This is a genomic window from Rhizobium sp. WYCCWR 11146 (genome assembly GCF_013591995.1).
In the GTDB taxonomy this organism is placed as follows: Bacteria; Pseudomonadota; Alphaproteobacteria; order Rhizobiales; family Rhizobiaceae; genus Rhizobium; species Rhizobium indicum.
Genome location: NZ_JACCEY010000039.1, coordinates 15,815 through 37,762, shown reverse-complemented (window position 1 = coordinate 37,762; position 21,948 = coordinate 15,815). Strand labels below are relative to the sequence as shown.

The following is a 21,948-nucleotide window of genomic DNA, read 5'->3' as shown; positions in this document are numbered from 1 at the left end:
ATGGCCGCAATCGACATCAAGAGCCTGGCGGCAAAACTCTCGGCCAGCAGCGGCATCGCCGCCAAGCAGGATATCGGCACGATCGCGGCAAGGCTCGGTCTGCAGGGGCAGCAGATTGCCGTCGGCGACGATTGCGCCGCGCTGCCCGATGGCGACGGTTATCTGCTCTTTGCCATCGAAGGGTTCATGAACGAGTTCGTCGCCGCCGACCCCTGGTTCGCCGGCTGGTGCGGCGTCATGGTCAATATCTCCGACGTCGCTGCCATGGGCGGCCGGCCAATCGCCGTGGTTGATGCCGTCTGGGCCAATGGCGAGACTGGCGCGACACCCGTTCTCGCAGGCATGCGGGCGGCATCCAGCGCTTTTGGCGTGCCGATCGTCGGCGGGCACACCAATATCCGCACCGAACGCGGCCAATTGTCGGTCGCCATTCTCGGTCGTGCCAAGAAGCTGCTGACGAGCTTCGATGCAAAGCCCGGCGATGTGCTGGTTGCGACGATCGACCATCGCGGCCGTTACCGCGAACCCTTCAGCAACTGGGAAGCCGCCACCGACGCCGCGCCGGCGCGCTTGCGCGGCGACCTCGAGCTGCTGCCAGAGATCGCCGAGGCCGGGCTGGCGCTGTCTGCGAAGGATATCAGCCAGGGCGGCATCATCGGCACGGCCATCATGCTGGCCGAATGTTCGCATGTCGGCATCGATATCGACGTCACCGCCATTCCCCTGCCCGTCGGTGTCGCCCTCGACCGCTGGCTCGTCACCTTTCCGAGCTTCGGCTATCTGCTCTCGGTCGCGCCGGAACAGGCGGCCGAGGTCGTCACCCGCTTCACCGCGCGCGGCATCAGCGCTGCGGTCATCGGCGAAGTCGTGGCTGGCGCCGAGGTCGCGCTGGTCGATGGCGAGAGCCGTGCAGTGGTGCGCGATCATGCCGAAACACCGCTGCTACAGCTTGGTCGGCAGGATGTCGCCGCATGAGCCTCCCGCCGCACCGAACGCTACGCATTGCCATGCTGACCCATTCCACCAACCCGCGTGGCGGCGTGGTTCATGCCATGCAGCTTTCGGAAGCGCTGACCTCGCTTGGCCATGAGGTGGTCCTGCATGCGCCCGATGCCAAGGGGGCGGGCTTCTTTCGTCAACCCTCCTGCGGCACCGCCTGCATTGCCGTGCCGCCGGCACCCGCGGACATGACGCAAATGGTCGAGCAGCGGATTGCCGATTATGTCGACTATTTCCGAAGAACCGGAACCAATGGCTTCGACCTCTTTCACGCCCATGACGGCATTTCCGGCAATGCGCTGGCGACGCTCAAGCTGGAAGGCTTGATCCCGAATTTTGCCCGCACTGTCCACCACATCGACCAGTTCGCCGACCCGCGCCTCATGGCTTTGCAGGATCGCGCGATCGATGCGGCCGATATCTTCTTCGCCGTCAGCCGCCTCTGGCAGGACAGGCTGAGAGACGAGCGCGGCATCGCGGCGACAGTGGTCGGCAATGGCGTCGACACCAACCGTTTCTCGCCTGCCTGGAGCGGGGAGCAGGTCGCTCTGCGCGACAGGCTGCAGCTGGGAAGCGGGCCGATCTTCCTCAGTGTTGGCGGCATCGAGGCGCGAAAGAACACCCTTGGTATTCTCGAAGCCTTTCGTCAGGTCCGCGCCATCCGGCCGGATGCCCAGCTTGTCATTGCCGGCGGTGCCTCTCTCCTGGACCATGGCGACTATCAGGAGGAGTTCCGTTCTTGCCTCGCCTGCCTCGGTCGGGACGCCGCAGCGGTGCATATCACCGGAGCGATCGCCGATGCCGACATGCCCAGCCTCTACCGGTTGGCAGATGCGCTGGTGTTTCCCTCGCTCAAGGAGGGCTTCGGCCTCGTCGTTCTGGAAGCCATGGCCAGCGGCATTCCGGTCGTGACATCCTCGATTGCGCCCTTCACCGAATATCTGGGTCCCGGCGATGCGATCTGGTGCGATCCGCATCATCCGGTCTCCATTGCCGAAGGCATGGCGCTGGCGCTGGTCGCACCGATCCGCGAGCAGATCATTCCCCGTGGTCTGGCGGTTGCCGCCCGCCATGGCTGGCAGCAAACCGCGACCGCCCATCTTGCCCGCTATCACACGCTGCTGGAGCCCGACCATGCCTGAAATGCGCTTTGTCATTGCGTGGCCGGATGGCCGCAAGGAGACCTGTTACTCGCCCTCCCTGGTGATCAAGGACTATTTCGCCGAAGGCCAAAGCTATCCGCTGTCCGACTTTCTTGATCGCAGCCGCACGGCACTGACCATCGCCAGCGACAGGGTCAAGGCGAAATACGGCTATCCCTGCTCGTTGGCGCTCGGTCAGCTGTGGCGCATCGAACAGGCCGCCACTCCCTATCTCACCGACGCAGAGGCCGAAGTCCGCTGCGAAAGCTTCATCCTTTGAAAGGACCCATCATGCCTACACCATTCCTCAAGAGCCATTACAGTGCGGTTGTCATCGGCGGTGGCCAGGCCGGGCTGTCGGCCTCTCACTATCTGAAGAGCCAAGGCATTGATCACGTGGTCTTCGAGAAGAAGACCGTTGCGCATAAGTGGAAGAACGAACGCTGGGACGCCTTCTGCCTGGTGACGCCGAACTGGCAATGCCAGCTTCCCGACCATCCCTATGACGGCACGGACCCGCATGGTTTTATGGTCAAGGACGAGATACTCGCCTATGTCAACCGCTTCGTGAAGAAGGTCGATGCTCCGATCTTCGAGCAAACCAGCGTGACGTCGCTCGAAAAGCATGGCGGCCTCTTCCGGCTCGAGACCTCGGCTGGGGCGGTGACCGCCGATGCCGTGGTGATCGCCACCAGCCTCTATGCGGATCCGGCCATTCCGCGTGCGGCCGAGCGCCTGCCCGAGGACATCACGCAGATCCACACCGCCGCCTACCGCAATGCCGAGCAACTGCCGGACGGCGGCGTCATCGTGGTCGGCTCCGGCCAGTCCGGCTGCCAGATTGCAGAGGATCTGCATCTTGCCGGCCGCAAGGTGCATCTCGTGACCGGCAATGCGCCACGTTGCGCCCGGTTCTATCGCGGCCGCGATGTGGTCGACTGGCTTTCCGATATCGGCCAGTACGACATCACGGTCGAACATGATGGCATGACGAAGAAGAAGCACGACACCAACCATTACCTGACAGGACGCGACGGCGGACGCGATATCGATCTGCGCAAGTTCGCGCTGGAAGGCATGGCGCTATACGGCCGCATGTCCGGCGTCGCCGCCGGCCGGATGCTGTTCGAGCCGAACCTGAAGGCCAATCTCGACGGCGCCGACCGTGTCTATAACGGCATCAATGCCCTGATTGACCGGCATATCGCCGAAAAAGGCATCGAGGCTCCGGCCGGATCCCCCTATGTCCCCGTCTGGGAGCCTGGGGCGGAGATTGCCGAGCTCGACCTGAAGGCGGAGGGGATCACCTCGGTCATCTGGGCCACGGGATTCAGCCCGGATTGGTCCTTCGTCGGCCTGCCGATCTTCGACGGCAACGCCTATCCTGTTCATCGCCGCGGCGTCACCGTCGTCAATGGCGTCTATGTGCTCGGACTTCCCTGGCTCTGGACCTGGGGCTCGGGCCGGTTCCTCAGCGTCGGCAAGGATGCCGAACATGTGGTCGGGCATCTTGCGGCTCGACGTTCGGCACAGACATCGTCTCTCAAGCAATCGGTCAGCGCCTGATCATGAGCGCAGCCCTTCTCGGTTTTCCGCCCGCAGGGCCTTCGGCACGCGACCTGATGGAACGTGCCCTTGATCCGCATATACTGCTGGGCATGCCGCATTTGAATGGAAACGGGCTGTCTGAGACCTGGATGATGAAGGAACTCGGCCATCGTCACTGGCTGATGCTCGCCTGTCATCTCCGGCTCGAGAATGCGGATTTCAGAACGGCCGATGGAGAGGAGGCTTATGCCGCGATCTGTGCAACGTCCGTGACAGATGCATGTTTCGACGTCGTGCAGGCGAACGACATTTTGACCATTCATTCGAGACTGTCCGCAGTCTCACGAACCCGGACGTCGACCCGGCACGAGTTGTCCGTCCACGGACGAAGCGTCGGCGCGGTCGAACTCATCTCAACCTTCGTTTACAGAACGATCAAAGATAGCAATCACTCGATTGCCCGTGTGACGTTGCCTGAGCCGCAGGGACAGCGGTTCCAGCCCAGCCGTCTGGCCCAGAATGCTGCTGACATCCGGAGTGGGCGGTTAGGGACGCATTTCGGGTTTCCGGTCCCCGCCAACAAAGCGCTCCGAACCTTTCGGTTTGATCCCAGCACCTCCCAGGAGTTCAACGGCGCAGGACTATTTTACTTTGCCGAGTATCAGGCATTGGCCGATCGCGCTTTGGAAAACTGGTTTCCCCGCAAGGGGCCGGTCGTCCGAAAGGACGTCTTCTTCCTTGGAAATATCGAACAAAATGAAAGCGTTTTCTTCGACCTTGTTGATTTTTCTGACGAGCAAAAAGCTGTCCATGGGCAGTTGCGACGCGAAAATGGGAAAGTGATCGCCAAAATATTCGGGACGTGGACATGTCTTCGCTGAGGCATGCATTGCAGATTTCAGCCGCCTCTCACCTGTCGTTTGATCGCCGACAAAATGCATTCGGAATAGACTACCAGCAGGTAAAACCAGCATCGGCAACGACTGTCGTACCGGTCATGAGGCTTGACGCATCCGATGCAAGAAAATGGACGACGGAAGCGATCTCGTCAGGTTTGCCGAGACGGTGCATCGGAGTATCCCGCAGCCAGACATCGATCATTCCCTCATTGTCGTGACGATACGTGGTCATCGCAGTCTCGATGTAGGTGGGCGCAACGGCGTTGACCCGGATGCCACGGTCGGCCCATTCGGCCGCAAGCGACGATGTCATCTGGTGCACGGCAGCTTTGGCGGCGTTATAGTAGGTTTGCTTCTGCGGGCGGTTCGATATCAGACCCGACATCGACCCGATGTTGACGATCGAGCCCGAATGGGCATTGAGCATATGCCGGGCGAAGGCGCGGTTACACCAAAATACGCCATTGTAGTTGACGTCATTGACGTGGAGCCAATGCTCGTCGGTTACGTCTTCTGCGGCGACGCCGGAACGAGCGATCCCTGCATTCGCAACCAGGATGTCCACCTTGCCATAGGTCGAGACCACCCAGTCGGCCAGCCTATCGACTTCCGCCGATTTCGTAACATCGACCTGGTAGGTGGCGACATCATATCCCTTTGCTTTCATTGCCGCCGCGCCCTCATCGGCGATTGCCTTATCAATATCGGCAATGACAACTTTTGCTCCGTGTTCGGCAAGCGCCTCGACGCAGCTTAGCCCTATGCCGCGTCCGCCACCCGTAACGACAGCGACCTTGCCATCCAGGCGAAACTTTTCTGCGTACATTTGTGTCCTCCACATAGTCTTCAAAGATCAATGATCTTCTTGACGAACTTGCTCTGCGAGATTCAAAAACGGATGGCGGCCCGGCTGGTTGAAGTGCTTGAGGCGAACATCGAGCAACCTCTCGATCTGATCTGCATTGAACTCCTTGGCGCCGCCGTAGGAGGCCGCGAGGTAGACGACCTTGGCGTAGTAATCGAGTGCTTCCATCTTGAAATAGGCGCTGTTCAAATCATGCCCATAAGTCAGGGCGCCATGGTTTTCGAGCAAAAGCGCATCGTGCCTTTGCAGGTAGGGTATGATGGCGTCGGACAGTTCCGGCGTGGACGGAAGGCCGTACGGGGTCAACGGGACTTCGCCCAAAAACATTGTCGACTCAGGCATGATCTGTTGGGTCAGCGGCTTGCCACAAATGGCATGCACAGTGGCGTAAAGCGGATGCGCATGCACGACGGAACGCACATCGTCGCGATGATCGTAGACACACAAATGCATGCCAATTTCGGTGGACGGACGATATACCCCATCACCGATGGGCTTTCCGCTGCGATCGATATGGCAGATCATTTCCGGCTTCATAAAGCCCTTGGAGACACCGGTCGGCGTGCAAAGAAGCGTACCGTCATCCAGTAGAACGGAAATATTGCCGTCGTTGGCCGCGCCCATCTCACGCGCGTAGGCGCGTCGGCCCACCTCGCAGATAAATTCACGCAGTTCGAGATTATTTTCCATGATCCTCCCCTTCAATTCCGGATAGGACCATAACCGCAACAGCGATGCAGTCAACAAAAACAGAAATTTTAATGTTTGAAAATGTTGTTTTTAGTAGAGAACCGGGATATCAAGCTTCTGAAAATGTTTGATCCATTCCGGGGAAGGCTGACGATCGGTGATAACAGCGTTGATTTGATCAACAGGGCAGACGCTGGTGAGCGCCGAACCATCAAACTTGTCCCCGTCGACGAGGAGACACACCTTTCGGGCGGCGGCAATGAACGCACGCTTGACTTCAGCATCCGGAAGGCTCGCATCCATAACGCCTCCCGATATCGAGATGGCCTTGCAGCTGATGAGTGCGATATCGGCATTGAATTTGGCGATTGCCTGCGTCGCCAATGTTCCAACGAAGGTCATCGACTGCTTACGCAGCTCGCCGCCGACAGAGACGATAGTGTGCTGCGTTGCTCCGGGATTGGCGGTAATGCGTACAGAATTGGTAATCAATGTTAGGTCGTGATGATCTTTAAGCGCGCTGAGCACTTCAAAAGCTGTCGATGAGGAGTCAATCATAACGGCATACGCATCGTGCACCAATGCAGCCGCGAGAGCGGCAATCTTCCGCTTCGCCTCGATATTGGTGACCTGACGCATCCGGTAGGGAAGATCTTCCGCTTCGGCTTCCCTTGCTACCGCCCCTCCGTGTGTGCGGCTCAGAAGTCCGCTTCCATCCAAGGTCTGCAGGTCGCGGCGGATCGTCTCTTCGGTGACGCCAAAAGACTTGCTGAGATCAGTGACCTGCACCGTTTTGTGACGATAGACCAGGTCAAGAATTTTCTGTCTTCGTTCGACTGCGAGCATTTTTTAGGGAAAACCCATTGTTATTTCTGAGGATAGTAATTCAGGATATCGGCCGACTTTTCAATCACGATGCGAGCCGCTGCAAGGTTTTCGATCAAACCAAGGCCAATCAGCTGCATTGCGATATTTCCCCAAGCACTTGCTTCGATTGGTCCGACGGTGACAATGCGGCTGGTGCGGTTTGCTATCATTTGGCACAAAAGAGCGTCCTGGCCCCCGCCACCACAGATCCGAAGGCGGGCCACAGGCTCGTTCGTCTGCCGTTCGAGCGCCAAAAGACTTTCTGCAACGTCTTCAATCAACCCGCGGTAAACGGCAAGTGCGAGAGTGCCGAGGTCGTCATTGGTGCATCCAGCGAGTTCGGGGCAGGTGCGCGTCAAAGCGGCCACAATGTCGGGCGGATCGAAGAAAACTGGATCCGACGGATTGATCGAGGCTGACATCCCACGTGCGGAGGCAATCGTCGCAAGGTCTGACATTTCAGCGAAGCTGATCTCCTGCCCGACGCGCTCCGACCAGTGCGCACGAAGCTTTTGCAGCAGATGTAACCCATTCAAACTTCGTAAGAAAAGCTGACGACCTTCAATGCCACCTTCGTTCCCGAAACCGCTTAACCGGGCGTCCTCCGAAGTGATCGCCTGACGCACCTCGCGGCCGATGATTGACCATGAACCACAGATCAGGAATGCTTCCTGCGTACGTAGTGGAAGTCCGCATACTGCGCTTGCAGTGTCGTGGGCCGCGACAGAGATCACGGGAATTCGGTTGTGTAGTTGAAGTTCCAATTGGAGCTCTTCCCGAAGCCGGCCAAGGACCGTGCCTGGCTGCTTTAACGGTGGAAGCAGGCCGAGGGGGATGCCGGCGCTGCTGCAGATGGAACGATCCCATTTTCCGTCCAACGAGAGAAGGCCGGAGGTGCGCGCAAGCGTAAGGTCGCCGCCGACTTCCCCTGTCAGGTAATAATTGACGGCATCGGCGATCATCAGCACGCGCTGGCTGGTGGCGTTCACCGATGGATCTTCCCTGCCTGCGCTGAAAAGCTGATAGACCGTGTTGATTGGGAGAACCTGCGAACCGGTCCGTTCGAACATTTCACCGGGTGTCATGGGAAAGGCGTCATAGCCTCGCTGGGAACGGGGATGCCGGTAGTGGTGAGGCGCAGCTTGCAGCTTTCCAGAGGCGTCAACGAGAGCATAATCTACCCCCCAACTATCCACGCCGATGGAATCGATCTTCGCGCAACGCTCGAGTGCCAGCTGCAAGCCTTTCTTGATTTCCTCAAGCAAACGATTGAGGTCCCAGTGAGGTCCATCATCGAGGCGCATCTCTATCCCGGAGAACCGGTGAACCTCCGAAAGATCGATCTTTTGTCCGTCGAAACGGCCCAGCATCGCCCGCCCGCTGCCAGCGCCCAAATCAACTACGAGGCAATTGATCATTTTGCTTCTCTCAATAAATGGCTCGGACGCCCGCCAAAGCGACAGTATCAGACCGCAAACACAAACCAATCTTTATAAATGTGACTTTATGTGATTTTATTTTTGACTTGTATAGCGCCCCGGTTTGCGGTTTCGAAGCGACAGAAAAGTCTTCGAACAGCGGCGCGCTTGATGCGGCGTTCCGCGAGTGATCTAGTGGACTGACAAATGGAAGTGAACTTCAGCAGTCCGTCTGATGAATGTTCGACCGCTCCTGTGCTAGCCTCCTATGCGCGTCCGAAAAAACGCGCGGCGCTATAGAGAAAGAAATGCGAGCACGTGACGACCAGCATCAGACATATCGCTAAACTTGCAGGAACGTCAGTCTCTTCGGTCTCGCGCGTGCTCAACAACAGCGGTTACGCCTCGCATGAGCTCAGGGACCGTGTCGAGGCGGCAATCCGCACACTGAACTACACGCCCAGCAAGGGTGCCCGTATGCTGCGCGGCGCCCCAAGCCGGATGATCGGACTGATGCTGCCGTCGATTGAAGTGCCTTTCTTCGGCATCCTGGCCCATGCCATCGAACAGGAACTGTTTCAGCAGGGCTATCAGACGCTGATCTGCAGCACGGCGGAAAATATGGACCATGAGGTGCGCTACATCTCCATGCTGCTCGCCCAGCGCGTCGACGGCGTCATCGTGGCGAGCGCCTTCGGCAGCACCGAGCATTTCGGAGTGCTGCGTGACGCTCACATTCCAATCATCGCCATTGACCGCGAGTTGAGCGGCATCGCCGACGACGCTGTCATGGCCGATCACGAGGAAGGCGGACGGCTGATGGCGCGCCATCTGATCGACCTCGGCCACCGGGCGATCGCCATCGTCGGCGCGCCGGCACACAGCCAGCCTATCCAGCTTCGCCTGCAAGGCATCACGGCCGAGATGGCGAAAGATGGGATCGCACCCGCCATCGTGGCGATGGCAGAAGAGCACAGCTTTGCAGAGACCTACCGGCTGGCGCGCGAGCTGCTGGCGTCTCGACCTGAGGTCACCGCAATCATCGGCACGACCGATGTTTCGGCGATTGCCGCAATCCATGCCGTCCAGGATCGCGGATTTTCCGTTCCGGGCGACTATTCGGTCGTGGGCTTCGACGATCTGCCCGAGGCAGCCTACGTCTTTCCACGGCTGACAACGGTCGCACAGCCGATCCGCGATGTCGGGCGACAGGCAGCACGGCTGCTGGAAGCGCTGATCGACGAGCACCAAACGGGAGACGAATCTCGACAGGGCGCGATCGTAAAAGTGCCGGTCACGCTGATCGAGCGCGATTCCACCGGTCGCGTCCGCAACTGAGATGTGACCCCGATGCTAGGGCCGGACGATGACCTTGATCTCGCCTGGCAATGGCGCGTTGCCCACCACGTCGGCGACCTCCTCGAGACCGATGGTTTTGGTGACCAATGCGTCCAGTTCCAACGCCCCGCTCGCGACCATTGCCGCAGCGCGCGAATGGGTGAAGGGGTTGAGGTAGGCCGGCCTGATATCGACTTCGTTTACGAGCAGATCGAAGGGCAGAACCGGCACCTCGACACCCGCCGGCGTCACCCCGAAAAGCACGAAGGCACCACCGCGCCGCGCCATTTTCAGACCGGTTTGAAGCGTCTCGCTGACGCCGGCGCATTCGATGACCACGTCGGCGCCGCCTTTGGTAAGTTCTCGAACGGAAGCGATTGTGTCTGAAGAAACCGGGTCGAAGGCGTGCGTCGCCCCCAGGCTCAGAGCGGTTTGGCGTCTCGATTGCTGCCGCGTAATCAAAATGATCTCAGCTGCCCCAGCCAGGCGGGCCAGTTGCACCATGAGCAGACCGATCACGCCCCCGCCGAGGATCGCGACGCTGTCGCCCGGACGGATCCTTGCCTTGTCGATCGCGTGGATACAACAGGCCAGCGGTTCACTGAAGGCGCCGTGAACGGGATCGAGGTCGGCCGGCAGGATGAAGGCCTGCGCGTGTGGCACCGCCACATATTCCGCAAAGCCGCCATCCCGTGTCACGCCGATGGCGGTCAAGCTCTCGCATAAGTTCGGCCGCGCCTGCGTGCAAGCCCGACAGATGCCGCAGGCGATATTGGGGTCGACCGTCACAAGCTCACCGCCGGTAAAGCGGGTAACGGTATCGCCGATCGCTTCGACTATGCCGCAGAATTCGTGGCCCAGCGTCACGGGGATCGCCGTCGGATACTCGCCCTTGTACATGTGGCGATCGGAACCACAGATGCCGGCCACTGCAATCCGGACAAGCAGCTCGCCTGGCCCGGCAACCGGTTTCTCAACGCTGCGCATGGTCAAAGACCCGATCGACTCCAAGCGTACAGCCCTCATTTCACTCCTCCCGACCTCAAGTTCGATTGCCTATTCGTGCTGATGAAGCCGCCTTGCTGGATGATGCGCCCGCGACGCGGCTCAAGCGCTCAGCTCATGACATTGCCGCCATCGACATTGTAGCACTGCGCCACGATGTATGCTGCATCGGGGCCGGCCAGGAAGGCTGCCATGGCCGCTTGTTCTTGGGGCGCGCCAAATCGTCCGGCGGGGACGGCGGCGGCCACGCGGCGCTTGACGTCGCCGGGTTTCAAGCCTTCGCGGCTGCCGAGTTTTGCATCAACGACGTCCCACATCGGTGTATCGACGACGCCGGGAGCGATGGCGTTGACGTTGATGCCGTAACGGATCAGCTCCAGAGCGCAGCTTTGCGTAATGCTGATGACGGCCGCCTTGGAAGCGCAGTAAGCCACTGCCGGTCCTTCGCCCCGGCGCCCAGCCTGGGACGAGAAGTTGATGATGCGTCCACCTTCCCCTCTTTCCACCATGTGGCGGGCAACGGCCTGCGTCATGAAGATCAGGCCTTCGATATTGACCTGAAATACCCTCGCGGTCCGTTCCCGGGATATTTCCAGAATCGACTCGACGTCGTAAATGCCTGCGGCGTTGACTAGGATGTCGATCTTGCCGGCGGTTGATATAGTGAAGCGGACAGCTTCTTCGATGCTGTCCTGGCTGGTCACATCAAGCGCCACACCCCAGGCACCAGGGCCGATCGCTTCCGCCACCCGTGCGCATCGTTCACCGTCAAGGTCCGCCACGACAACCCTCGCGCCTTCGGCGGCGAAACGTTCGCATACCGCCTTGCCGATGCCGCTCGCTCCTCCTGTGACCAATGCCACCTTGCCGGAGAGCCGCGCCGTTTCCGCATATATCATCGCACTGCCTCCGCGGTCGCGCCTAAATCGGCAAAGGTGCCGTGCGCGGCTGCCATAATGAATAGCTTCATGTTTGCTCCTCCCCTTTATAACGATAATCGGAGTCGCCCTCCTGGGGCGACGCCAATGGGCTAAGCGGTTTCCGGGTTCGTCTCCTGCGCCTCGCGAAGAAGGACAGACATGTCGGGGATGCCATCGGTGGCTGTCGCCCCCTTGAGGCAACGCGCAGCTGCGGCATGGGCGACGGCGCAGATATGCTCGACAGGCCAGTTTTCATGCAGGCCGTAGAGCACGGCGGCGCAGAAAGCGTCTCCTGCGCCGACGGTACTGACGATGTCGTCGGGATCGACAGGTCGTGAACGCGTGATGATCGGGGAAGCGCCAGGCGCGAACCAGAAGCAGGTTTCCGGCGCATGGATGATCGCTCCCTTGGCGACACCAGCCGCAAGCAGGCGCTCGCCCGCTTCCAAAAGCCCCGCCTCGATCAAATCTCCCTTCGCATCGCGAACGGCAACGTCGGTTGCCCGCCCCGCTTCCATCTCGTTGATGATCAGATAATCGCAGAAGGGCAGAGCCACACCGACCTTGGCCGCAAATTCCGGGTCTTCGCTCGAGACGAAATCCACGCAGGTCGTAAGCCCGGCGCGACGCGCGGCCTCCAGCAGGCGCGATGCTCCCGAACGGCCGTCGGGGCCGATGCCGTCGAGACCCGGCAACAGCATGAGATAACCCAGATAGAACAGCCGATAGCCGGCCTTGACGAAGGTTGCGGGTGAGACAAGCTCATCCGTGACGGCATCGTTGGCGCCGCCATGATAGAAGAAGGTCCGGTTCTGGCCGGGCACATTCATGACATGCGTATGCGCCGTGACGCGGTCGGAAAGCGCCGTCAGCCCACCGACATCGACGCCGGCAGGTGCAAGGCGGGCCTTGACGATCTCTCCGTCCTGATCGGCGCCGATGCATCCCGCCGCCGCCAGCTTTCCGGGAAATCCGAGCGAGGCCAGATCGGTGACGACATTGGCCGCCCCGCCGCCCACGCCCAGATCCTGGTGCAGGATATGGGCGAGATTGCCCTGTTCGGGCCAATAGGACAGGGTGTGGACGCGATCGACAATGAAGTTTCCCACGCAGACGATGCCGCCCTGCTTTCGACTGTCGCGATCGTGAACCTCCTCCCCGGCTCGCATCAGCTGGCTCCTTCGTTCCACAAGGGTCTCAGCGGCGGCTCGTCTTCCTCGATCGCGGCAAAGCGCCCGATCGGCTCCAGAAAGAAATTATCGCTGTTGTCGTCGTTGACCTGGCTGACCTCGCCGACAAGGACAGGTCCGCCGCCTTTCCTGCCGTAGAAGCGGTGATAAAGCCCGGTGCGGATCGTCACGCTCTGGCCAGGCTGGAGAACCAGCGGCTCCCATGCGGCAAGCCGGCGCGGCAGCCCGTCTACCGGAACCGTCACATCCTCCGTCAGAACATTGCCATCGGCATCGGTTGCTGCGAATTCGATGACGAGATCGCCACCGGCGCGATTGATGATGTCTTCCATCTTCGCCGCATGACGGTGCGTCGGCGTGAGCTGCCCTTCCTCGACGAAGAGCAGCTTTTCGGCATAGGTCCGCTCACCCTCGATATCAACGATGCCATTGCGCAGGCAGAACAGCACGAGGCCGCATTCGGCGAACCGGTCCGAGCCGAAATCAGTGACATCCCAACCCAGCTGATGGGCGCGCAAATAGGCTGAAGCCTCGGGATGAGTGGCAAAATCCGCCGCCGTCCAATATCCCCATGCCGGCAGGGACCAGTGCCAGCGCTCGAGGGTCTCGGTTGCCCGCAGCAAGGCGGCGTTGATCACAGAGCGCTGCATCAGACGGATGCCCCGTCATACGCGACCGGTACCACGACGTCCTCGCGGCCGGATTTGAGGGCTGCCGTCAGGACCGCATGATGCGCCTGCGCTTCCGCCGGCGTCGCGCAGCCGAAACCGTTGGCGTTGCCGCCGGCAAGCTCATCGACGAAGGCCGCCCACATCTGCTGTATGGCGTCGGCAAAACCGAATTCGAAGATCTTGCCTGTAATGGCTGGAAACAGCGAGCCATAGCCGAGATCCTCGGTGCTCCAGGCTTGCGCACCGCCATTATAGTCCATCCATTGCCACTGGCGCGGCGACTTCGTGCTGAAGAATGCGCTTTTCTTCATGCCGAGAACCCTGATGTACCAGGTGTTGGATTCGCCGGGCGCGATACGCCAGGTTTTCAGCACCATCGGGAAATCCTGATCGCCGGTGCGCACACGGCTGCTGATCGTGGCATTGTCCCAGGTGGTGCAGGGCAGCATGCCGCCCTTGCCGTCAGGACGTTCGGTGACCTTCTTGACCAATTGCGCATGCAGGGTGGTCGGGCGCCAGCCGAGACGCAGCGGCACGTGCAGCACATGCATGCCGAGATCGCCCATGCAGCCATAGTCGCCATTGATGTCGGCCATGCGCTTCCAGTTGATCGGCTTCTGCCGGTCGATATCCGAAGAGTGCAAGAAACCCGCCTCGACTTCGAGGATTTCCCCCATCTCGCCGCTTTTTGCGAGCGCGATGACCTTTTGTGCGCCGGGGAAGAAAGGCATTTCCGAGGAGCAGCGGACCAAGAGTTCGGGATGCTCGGCAAGAACCGCCATGATTTCCCGGTTCTGCGCGGCGTCCATGCCGAAGGGCTTTTCGCCGAGAAGATGTTTTCCGGCCTTCAGGATGTCGATGTGGAATTGCTGGTGCAGCACATGCGGGACTGCGCAATAGACTGCATCGACCTCGGGATTGGCCAGAAGCTCCTTATAGTCGGCGGTGAACTGGCGAACAGTCGGCACATGATCCCTGAACCAGTCGAGCAGCGTCGCGTTGGTATCACAGACGGCGACGATTTCCGGTCGCGCCTTCACATCGGCCAGATGCAGCCAGCGCGCCGCAGCGCTCGCGAACTCGCGCCCCATCAGACCGCAGCCGATGACGCCGAAGCGGAATATTTTCGTCATGACATCTCCTCCCAGACGCGCGTCAGCCAATATGCAGCGAGGCTTGCTCGACGGAAGCCTTGTCATGGACGATTGCCATCAAGGCCCGCGTCATGCCGCCGGGATTGTGATGCTGGATGACGTTGCGGCCATAGACGATGCCACGGGCGCCCTGCTCCATCAACTGCTTGGTGCGGATCAGGATTTCCTGATCCGAAACGCGGCCGCCGCCGCGCACCAGCACCGGCAGACCTTGGGCGATCTCGACCACGCGATGATATTCCTCGACATTGTCGCACGGGTCGGCCTTGATGATATCGGCGCCGAGTTCGGCCGCCTGGCGCACCAGCGGCAGGATCTTGTCGATCGTGCCATCGACCATGTAGGCGCCCTTGGAATTGTCCTGCATGACAAGCGGCTCGACCATCAGCGGCATGCCGTAGATCTCGCATTCGCGCTTCAGGCTGTTCACATTGCGCACGCAGGCGCGGTAGACTTCCGGCTGGTCCGGCAGCATCAAGAGATTGACGACGACACAGGCAGCATCCAACGCGACGCCCTGTTCCACCGCCCTGTCGATCATTTCGGAAAACAGCTGAGACGGAAGGGGATTGCCATAGATGTTGGCGATGTCGGTGCGCAGCACCAGTGCCGGACGATGCTTGCCGGGAATAGCCTGCAGAAGGGGTGCCGTCCCCGGCGGCAGCTGAATGGCATCCGGCGCCGCGTTCGCGATCACCTCGATGGCCGTCTTCATGTTCTCGATGCCGGAAAGGAAGGTGCGTTCATTGAACATGCCGTGATCGATAGCAACGTCAAAACAGTTTCCAGACACGCCGAAAAGTCGGTTCAACCGCGCGGATTTCATCAGCTTCCTCCCAATATGGCAACGTTTCCACACCTGGATAAACGCAGCAGGAATGCGAGTCAAGATAATGTGGTAACGTTTCCATACCGGTTTCCAGGTGTGGACGAGGCGCTGCTCGCACCTCGTCCAGGAAGGACTACCAGCAGGTAAAACCTGCATCGACGTTGACGATCGCCCCGGTCATCAGGCTGGCGGCGCCCGATGCGAGGAAGAGGACGGCGCTGGCAACCTCCTCCGGCGTTCCCATTCTTCCCATCGGCGTGTCGGCGAGCCAGAGCGGGATACGCTCGCGATTGGCTTCGACGGCCACCACCATCGGTGTCTCGATATAGGTGGGCGCGACGGCATTTACCCTGATGCCGTGGTGCGCCCACTCGGCTGCCAAAGAGCGCGTGAGGTGATGGACGGCCGCCTTGGAGACGTTATAGGCCGTCTGAGGCTGAGGCCGGTTGCAGATGTGCCCAGACATCGAGCCGAGGTTCACGATGGCGCCGCGTTTCATCGAAATCATCGGACGACCGAAGGCGCGCGAGCACCAGAAGACGCCATTGAGATTGACGTCCATCATGCGCAGCCAATCCGCGTCGGTGAGATCCTGCGCCGGAACGCCGCTCTGGCCAATTCCGGCGTTGTTCACGAGGATCGTCGCCGGTCGCCCGCCGTCGGCGAGCTCAGCCGCGATCGCGTCCATTCGGGCCGCGTCGGTGACGTCGCCGACCCGGACTTCGACGTCGTAGCCTCTGTCGCGCAGCGCAAGCGCTTGCTCAGCGTCGGCCTCGCTGCGTTCGATGACGACGACGGCGGCGCCCGCCTCCGCCAGCGCCTCGGTGCAGCAGAGCCCGATCGCACGCCCTCCGCCTGTGACCACCGCCCGTTCGCCGTCGAGGCGAAATTTCTGCTGGTAGCTCATGTCACGTCTCCTCAAATGTCAAAGGCGCTTGGAAGCACGACGATATCGCGGATGGTGACGTTGCGCGGCCGGGTCAGCATGAAGATGATCGCGTCAGCGACTTCCTTCGGCTCAATCAAGGCTCCGGCCTCCTTGGCCTTGCGAAGGTTTTCCTCCGGCCAATCCGCAAGCAAAGCGCTGATCACCGGGCCTGGAGAAACCGACCCCACACGAATGCCACTTTTCAGAAGCTGGCGTCGCATCGTCTGGACGAAGCACGACATCGCCCATTTCGATGACGAATAGACCGGTTCCCATGGAATCGCCGAGTGTCCAGCAACGGAGCTGGTGACGACAATGTCGCCAGTGCCACGTTCGATCATGTGCGGAATGACGCTTCGAACGTTCTTGATGACGACGTTGACATTGAGATTGAGCATCCGATCGATGGTATCGAGGTCGGTTTCCATCAGGTCGCCGCCGATATAGGTGCCTGCATTGGCATGCAGGATATCGAGCTTGCCCGTCTTCGACAGGATGCCCTCGAGCAATCCCGCACACTCGCCCGGATCCAGCAAGTTGATCTTGAGCGGAATAGCGCGCTCGCCAAGCCGGGCACAAACCGTCTCAAGGGCCTTCTCATCGCGATCCACCAGCACGACCGTCGCGCCAGCGGCGAGCATTGCCTCCGTCGAAGCGAGTCCTATTCCGGATGCTGCGCCAGTAACCGCCGCGATCTTCCCATTCAATTCCGTCATCGATTTTTCCTCCTGTCTTGATTCTGATTGCTAATTATTCCCGACGCCGCAGGCGGCGTGATAGTCCGAGAGACTCTTTGTCACTCTCCAGATCAAAACCTGTTCCGGATCGAGCGGCGCATCTGCGAATTCCTGTGCGGCCGGCATGTGCTGCCAAAACAAGGGCAGCGGTACGATTTGCCCTCGAAGCGCCTCGCACAGCTGCCGGACGGGATCTTGGACTTCAGCCGACGCCCAATAATAGCGAATGCGGTCAGACAGCGAGTAATGCCGCAGCCAGCGCATCTCGGCGTTTGTGCCGTGGTAGTGGCGGCTCCAGTTGCCGGGCTGATCGAGCATCAACGCTTCCATCGCGGCATAGAGCGGACGCTGGCCGTAATCGGGCAAGAGGTCCGAAGCGATGGCATCCAGCGCGTAGAGCGCCTCGCGCAGGACGAAGGTCAGCTCGGGACCGACCTTCAGAATCGGAAACCCATCTTCCACCAGCGCGGTCAACGGCAGTGTCCCCTGATAATCCGTCGAGTGAGCTTCGAACACGAATTGCGGCTCGTCGGTGAGCACCGATTTCAGCGGGTCTATCTTGCTGCGGTCATAAAGGATGACATTCTGATTGCCGAACTCGACACCCGGCTGAACGACCAGGCCGATGGCGCGTCCGAACGCCTCCGCCAGGCCTGCCTCCGCAAAGACCCCGCGGTGGACTTCGATCGTCTTCAGCGCCGCTGCGGCAGCCGTCGGTTCGATGGTTGTCAGGGCATGGTCGGCCCCGCCTGGCGGCGGCACTTCGGTGCCGATGACGTAAACCGGCATTGCGCCGCCGCTCTTCTTCGCCGACGCCTCGGCGACCGCCGCAAGCCGGGCGGCACGATGGGCCGTGGTTTCGTCGTCGAGCGCCACCGGCTCGCCCTTGCAGCCCATCGAGGCATCGAGGTGAATCTTGCGAAACCCGGCATCGACATAAGCGGCAACCATCTTCTCGGCCTCGGCCATGGCCTCTTCGGCCGGGCGGTCACGCCACGGATTGGGGCCGAGATGATCGCCGCCGAGAAGGATGAGTTTTTCGGGGCACCCCTCCTCCGCCGCGATCTTCATCACGAGAGACGCGAAGTCGCTTGGCGTCATTCCTGTGTAGCCGCCGAGGTGATTGACCTGGTTGCAGGTGGCTTCGATCAGGACGGTGCTCTCGTGTTGCTTCCCGTGTCGGAGTGCTGCCCGAAGCACGATCGGATGGGCGGAGCATACGGAGGTCACGCCTCTCGGATGGCCTTCGATCCTCAGCCTGGCCAGTTCGTTGAGATGCACCTGCATCACGGTCGCCTTTCCGTTGAAGCGATGAACGCATCGAGTTCTTGCTGAGTGCCGGCACCTTCCATCGGTCCGAGGACCGTCACGTTGCGGGCGCCGGCGGCCGAGCCGTAGGTCAGAGCCTGCTGCGGAGACATTCCGAGCCGTCGGCAGGTGAGATAGGCACCGCCGAAGCAGTCGCCGGCGCCCGTAGGGTCGACCTCCTGAACGACAAATGCCGGGGCGTCGATGCGGTCTCCTTGCCTGCCGAAATAGGTCGCGCCGTCGGCTCCGCGCTTCAGCACGATCTCCTTGACGCCCACCTCGAACAAGCGGCGGATCGCTTCTGCCTCGCCTTCGACGCCGGCGGCACGCTCAAGCTCCTCTCCGGACGGCAGAAGCAGATCGGCGGCAGCGACAAGCTTGGAAAAGCGGCGCTCGGTGTCCTCGTTCAGCTTCAATTCCTTGCGAATGTTCGGATCCACCGAGAGCGTTCCCCCGCGCGCCTTGACGATGTCGACGGCCTTGTCGATCACTTCGCGCGCACTAGGGACCGACAGAGCGGAACCCATCACGTGAAGATGCCCGCTGCGATTGATGAGATCGCCGACCGCTTGAGACCAGCCGAAGCGCGCAGCTGCTGATGTGGCGATGTTGTAGACGAAATCCCGGGAGCCATCCTTGCGGTAGCGGACAAAGGCGCTTCCCGTGGGATAGTCCGGATCGATCGAGATCGTCGAAACATCGACGCCGTCGTGTTTGAGGCGATCGGTATTGACACGACCGAAATCGTCATCGCCGACGGCGCCGACCATTGCGGCCTTTCCGCCGAGGCGGCCGCACTGCGAGATGAAGATCGCCGGCGCCCCGCTCGCGAACGGACCGACAAGCGGCTGGGCTCTGAGAAACCCGTCTCCGACCGTCGTGGCGACGATCTCGACGAGGATCTCCCCTACGCAAACCGTGGGACCAAGCTGGTCCGGAGCCAGTACTGAGGTCATTTGCAATCCCGCTTTCGATAGTTCTTGTCGTCAACTCGTCGCCGACTGGACCGGCGCACCATCCTCGCTGCCGAACTCCTCGCTCTCCAGGGACAGAAAGCGCTGGTGCAACATGCATGCCGCTCCGAAGGCGGAGCCGAACTCCGCATCATCGTCCACGACAATCTCCGGCATGGGGAAAGGTATATTCTGGCCCTCCGACATGTGGACCGCCACGCGGGCGGCCACCATCGGGTAGAGGGATGCCACGGAGCCACCCAGCACGATCCTGTCGGGGTCGAGCAGACGACAGGCCTGCAGCAATGCGTAAGCGAGATGGCGCGACCAGGTTTCGGCGATATTGACCGCGGCCGGGACACGGTCATGAACGTCGCCAAGGAACTCCTGCAGATCGACGTGCTTACGTCCAATAGCCTCGCGATACTGCCTGATCAGCACTTCGCGACCGATCAGTTGCTCAAACTTCTGACCGCCGCTTCCCGGCACCAGGGTGTGGCCGATTTCTCCCGCCAGGCCGTGGCCGCCCCGGAACAGCTTGCCATCGATCATGATGCCGCCGCCGACGCCGGTTTCCATGAGCAGGAACAGGGTCACGCCTGAGACGCCGTGACGGTAGCTGTCGCCGATCGCAAACGCGTTGGCGTCGTTTTCAACCGCGATCGGGACAGCGGCCGGGACGGCGGCCAGGAAGGCAGATCGCCCAATCTCCTTCAACGACACCTCTCGCCAGCCGATGATGGGTGCGAGGGTGACAATTCCGTCCGGCCGGATGTGGGCCGGCGCCGATATGCCGAGACCCTTGCACCGTCCGATCATCCTCTTCGCCATTGCGCCGACGATCAACTCGACGCCCTGCGCCACGGCCTCCTCCACCGTCGAAGACGGCGTGTCGAACGCCATCTTCCGACATGCCCGGACTTCGGCGGAGAGATCGACAACTGCAGCCGATATATGCTCGACGCCAATCTCGATCCCGACGAAGAATGCGGCATCGGGAACCAGTTCGAGCATGATGCCCGGACGACCGGCACGGGAATGCTCCAGGCGCTGCTTGCCGCTCTCGTCCGACTCCTGAACGAACCCGCCTTCCGTCAATTCGGCGACGATCTCTCCCGAGGATGAGCGATTCATCCCGAGTTTCCGGGCGAGATCCGCCCGGCTGAGGCTTCGGTGGGCATAGATCGTCTGCAAGGCGGCGACGATATTGTTCTGCCGGATCCTGCGCGGCGAGCTTCCGATGGAGACGGTGTCGTTCATATTTCAATTCCCTTCAGTCGGCCCAACCCTTACACGACTGGAACAGGCTGTCAGAGGGATAATCAGGGCCGCGCGTTTGTGGCGCGGCGGCGCTTGGCCTCGTCATATTTCAGCTCGATGTAGCGCTTCGCGTGCGCCGCAAGCGGATCATTATCCTCCCAGGTGTCGCGCCAGATCGCACAGGCGAGCGACAGGCCTTCGTCCACGACCGTCGTCGAGAAGCTTTCGAACACGACGTCGCGCTTATAGTCGATGTCGAGCAGAGCGTCGAAGATCAGATCGAAGTTGATGACACCGTCGCCGAGATAGCCGCGATTGCTCTCGCCGATGTGGAAGTAACCGATCTTGTCGCCGGCCAGGCGGATCGCCGCGGCCGGATTGGCTTCCTCGATATTCATGTGGAATGTGTCGAGGTGGAGACGGACATGCTCCGATCCCGTCTCGGCGATGAACTTCAGCCCCTGCGCCGCCGTATTCAGCAGGTTGGTCTCGAACCGGTTGACAACCTCCAGGACGAGGTCGACGTTCGCTTGTCTGGCGACTTCGGCGGTCGCGGCGATCGCGGCGACGCTGTTGTCCCAGCCCTTCTTCGTCGGCTGGCGATTGTACTTGGTATGCGCGGAATAGAGAATCCCGCCCAGCTTGTTGCCGCCGATATCACGGACCGCCCGAACGGCGTCGGCCAGCGTCTGCTTGCCGGCGGACACCGCAGAGGTATCCTCGCTCGATACGTCCTTGTCGAGCGGCAGACCCATCGTCACGCCAATCTCCACGTCAAGCGACTGCGCAAGTTTTGCCAGTCGATCGAGATTGAATTTCTCGGGGCGCAGATAGGCAAATTCGATGGTGCGATATCCGTGTTCGGCCGTCTTGTTGAGGGCCATTTCCAGCCCTTCCTGCGTTTGGCCGCCTGTCCATACAAATGAATGGATACCCAATCGACGCATAGCCTTTTCCTCCAAGAAATGCCTTTGGTTGCGCACAGTGCTATGCCATTTAGTTTGGCAAGACAACAAATAATTTTGGCTTAAAATCTTTTGCTGCTTTGCAAAATTACCTTGCAACGCAATATTTTAAGTCTTCGGACACCGCATTCCGTCCTTCAACGGAAATTAGTTTCTGCAAAAATCAAAGGGATAGATCCACGATTTGCATGTTTAGACAACAAATGTTGCGTCGGTGGTTTTTTTGGCCTACACAAAAGGCCGGCGAAATGATCTCGCTGCA

At 60.5% G+C, this 21,948-nt stretch carries 22 protein-coding genes; 6 read left to right on the top strand and 16 right to left on the bottom strand.

Features of this window, described 5'->3' with window-relative positions; translation table 11 throughout:
* The 5 genes from HX899_RS32330 to HX899_RS32310 are packed head-to-tail and all read left to right on the top strand — an operon-like array spanning position 1 to position 4,570.
* Positions 1-975 carry a sll0787 family AIR synthase-like protein gene (locus HX899_RS32330; RefSeq protein WP_181294401.1) on the top strand — a complete coding sequence of 325 codons (975 nt, stop codon included), beginning with the start codon at positions 1-3 and terminating at the stop codon, positions 973-975.
* Positions 972-2,141, top strand: coding sequence for an MSMEG_0565 family glycosyltransferase (locus HX899_RS32325; protein WP_181294400.1), 1,170 nt, complete (start codon positions 972-974; stop codon positions 2,139-2,141). The genes HX899_RS32330 and HX899_RS32325 overlap by 4 nt, the downstream gene beginning before the upstream one ends.
* Entirely contained in the window at positions 2,134-2,421 is a 288-nt protein-coding gene (locus HX899_RS32320; RefSeq protein WP_181294399.1) for an MSMEG_0570 family nitrogen starvation response protein, read from the top strand. The genes HX899_RS32325 and HX899_RS32320 overlap by 8 nt, the downstream gene beginning before the upstream one ends.
* A gap of 11 nt (positions 2,422-2,432) precedes the next feature.
* Entirely contained in the window at positions 2,433-3,707 is a 1,275-nt protein-coding gene (locus HX899_RS32315) for an MSMEG_0569 family flavin-dependent oxidoreductase (protein WP_181294398.1), read from the top strand.
* A 2-nt stretch (positions 3,708-3,709) separates the two neighbouring features.
* Positions 3,710-4,570, top strand: coding sequence for a Pnap_2097 family protein (locus HX899_RS32310; protein WP_181294397.1), 861 nt, complete (start codon positions 3,710-3,712; stop codon positions 4,568-4,570).
* Between the two features lie 70 nt (positions 4,571-4,640).
* Here HX899_RS32310 and HX899_RS32305 read toward each other — a convergent pair whose 3' ends face one another.
* The 4 genes from HX899_RS32305 to HX899_RS32290 all read right to left on the bottom strand — a co-directional run bounded on the left by HX899_RS32305 (position 4,641) and on the right by HX899_RS32290 (position 8,428).
* Positions 4,641-5,414, bottom strand: a complete 774-nt coding sequence (locus HX899_RS32305; protein ID WP_171599701.1) for an SDR family NAD(P)-dependent oxidoreductase — start codon at positions 5,412-5,414, stop codon at positions 4,641-4,643.
* Positions 5,415-5,441: 27 nt separating this feature from the next.
* Positions 5,442-6,143, bottom strand: a complete 702-nt coding sequence (locus tag HX899_RS32300) for a class II aldolase/adducin family protein (protein WP_181294396.1) — start codon at positions 6,141-6,143, stop codon at positions 5,442-5,444.
* 90 nt (positions 6,144-6,233) lie between these two features.
* Positions 6,234-6,989 (bottom strand): DeoR/GlpR family DNA-binding transcription regulator, encoded by a 756-nt coding sequence (locus HX899_RS32295; protein WP_181294395.1) that lies wholly within the window; start codon positions 6,987-6,989, stop codon positions 6,234-6,236.
* Positions 6,990-7,009: 20 nt separating this feature from the next.
* Entirely contained in the window at positions 7,010-8,428 is a 1,419-nt protein-coding gene (locus HX899_RS32290; protein WP_181294394.1) for a rhamnulokinase family protein, read from the bottom strand.
* 318 nt (positions 8,429-8,746) lie between these two features.
* On the opposite strand from HX899_RS32290, the gene HX899_RS32285 reads away from it, so the two are divergent.
* Positions 8,747-9,766 (top strand): LacI family DNA-binding transcriptional regulator, encoded by a 1,020-nt coding sequence (locus tag HX899_RS32285; protein WP_181294393.1) that lies wholly within the window; start codon positions 8,747-8,749, stop codon positions 9,764-9,766.
* Between the two features lie 15 nt (positions 9,767-9,781).
* Here HX899_RS32285 and HX899_RS32280 read toward each other — a convergent pair whose 3' ends face one another.
* The 12 genes from HX899_RS32280 to HX899_RS32225 all read right to left on the bottom strand — a co-directional run bounded on the left by HX899_RS32280 (position 9,782) and on the right by HX899_RS32225 (position 21,668).
* Positions 9,782-10,792, bottom strand: coding sequence for a zinc-dependent alcohol dehydrogenase family protein (locus tag HX899_RS32280; RefSeq protein ID WP_138388124.1), 1,011 nt, complete (start codon positions 10,790-10,792; stop codon positions 9,782-9,784).
* Positions 10,793-10,881: 89 nt separating this feature from the next.
* Entirely contained in the window at positions 10,882-11,670 is a 789-nt protein-coding gene (locus tag HX899_RS32275; RefSeq protein ID WP_181294392.1) for an L-iditol 2-dehydrogenase, read from the bottom strand.
* Positions 11,671-11,801: 131 nt separating this feature from the next.
* Positions 11,802-12,860, bottom strand: coding sequence for a carbohydrate kinase family protein (locus HX899_RS32270; protein ID WP_181294391.1), 1,059 nt, complete (start codon positions 12,858-12,860; stop codon positions 11,802-11,804).
* Complete coding sequence (locus tag HX899_RS32265) at positions 12,860-13,531, bottom strand: D-lyxose/D-mannose family sugar isomerase (protein WP_180194643.1); 672 nt, start codon at positions 13,529-13,531, stop codon at positions 12,860-12,862. The genes HX899_RS32270 and HX899_RS32265 overlap by 1 nt, the downstream gene beginning before the upstream one ends.
* Positions 13,531-14,685 (bottom strand): Gfo/Idh/MocA family protein, encoded by a 1,155-nt coding sequence (locus HX899_RS32260; RefSeq protein WP_181294390.1) that lies wholly within the window; start codon positions 14,683-14,685, stop codon positions 13,531-13,533. Before HX899_RS32260 ends, HX899_RS32265 begins: the two co-directional genes overlap by 1 nt.
* Positions 14,686-14,707: 22 nt before the next feature.
* Positions 14,708-15,532, bottom strand: coding sequence for a class I fructose-bisphosphate aldolase (locus HX899_RS32255; protein ID WP_180194641.1), 825 nt, complete (start codon positions 15,530-15,532; stop codon positions 14,708-14,710).
* Positions 15,533-15,668: 136 nt separating this feature from the next.
* A complete protein-coding gene (locus HX899_RS32250; RefSeq protein ID WP_171599706.1) occupies positions 15,669-16,442 on the bottom strand; it encodes an SDR family NAD(P)-dependent oxidoreductase in 774 nt (257 codons plus the stop codon).
* A gap of 11 nt (positions 16,443-16,453) precedes the next feature.
* A complete protein-coding gene (locus tag HX899_RS32245) occupies positions 16,454-17,179 on the bottom strand; it encodes an SDR family oxidoreductase (RefSeq protein ID WP_181294389.1) in 726 nt (241 codons plus the stop codon).
* A 30-nt stretch (positions 17,180-17,209) separates the two neighbouring features.
* Positions 17,210-18,487, bottom strand: a complete 1,278-nt coding sequence (locus HX899_RS32240; protein ID WP_171599708.1) for a D-tagatose-bisphosphate aldolase, class II, non-catalytic subunit — start codon at positions 18,485-18,487, stop codon at positions 17,210-17,212.
* Positions 18,487-19,464, bottom strand: coding sequence for a sugar kinase (locus tag HX899_RS32235; protein ID WP_181294388.1), 978 nt, complete (start codon positions 19,462-19,464; stop codon positions 18,487-18,489). The genes HX899_RS32240 and HX899_RS32235 overlap by 1 nt, the downstream gene beginning before the upstream one ends.
* Positions 19,465-19,494: 30 nt before the next feature.
* Positions 19,495-20,721: an ROK family transcriptional regulator gene (locus tag HX899_RS32230; protein ID WP_181294387.1), complete on the bottom strand. Its 1,227-nt coding sequence runs from the start codon at positions 20,719-20,721 to the stop codon at positions 19,495-19,497.
* Between the two features lie 62 nt (positions 20,722-20,783).
* Positions 20,784-21,668: a sugar phosphate isomerase/epimerase gene (locus HX899_RS32225; protein ID WP_171599710.1), complete on the bottom strand. Its 885-nt coding sequence runs from the start codon at positions 21,666-21,668 to the stop codon at positions 20,784-20,786.
* Positions 21,669-21,948: the final 280 nt, after the last annotated feature.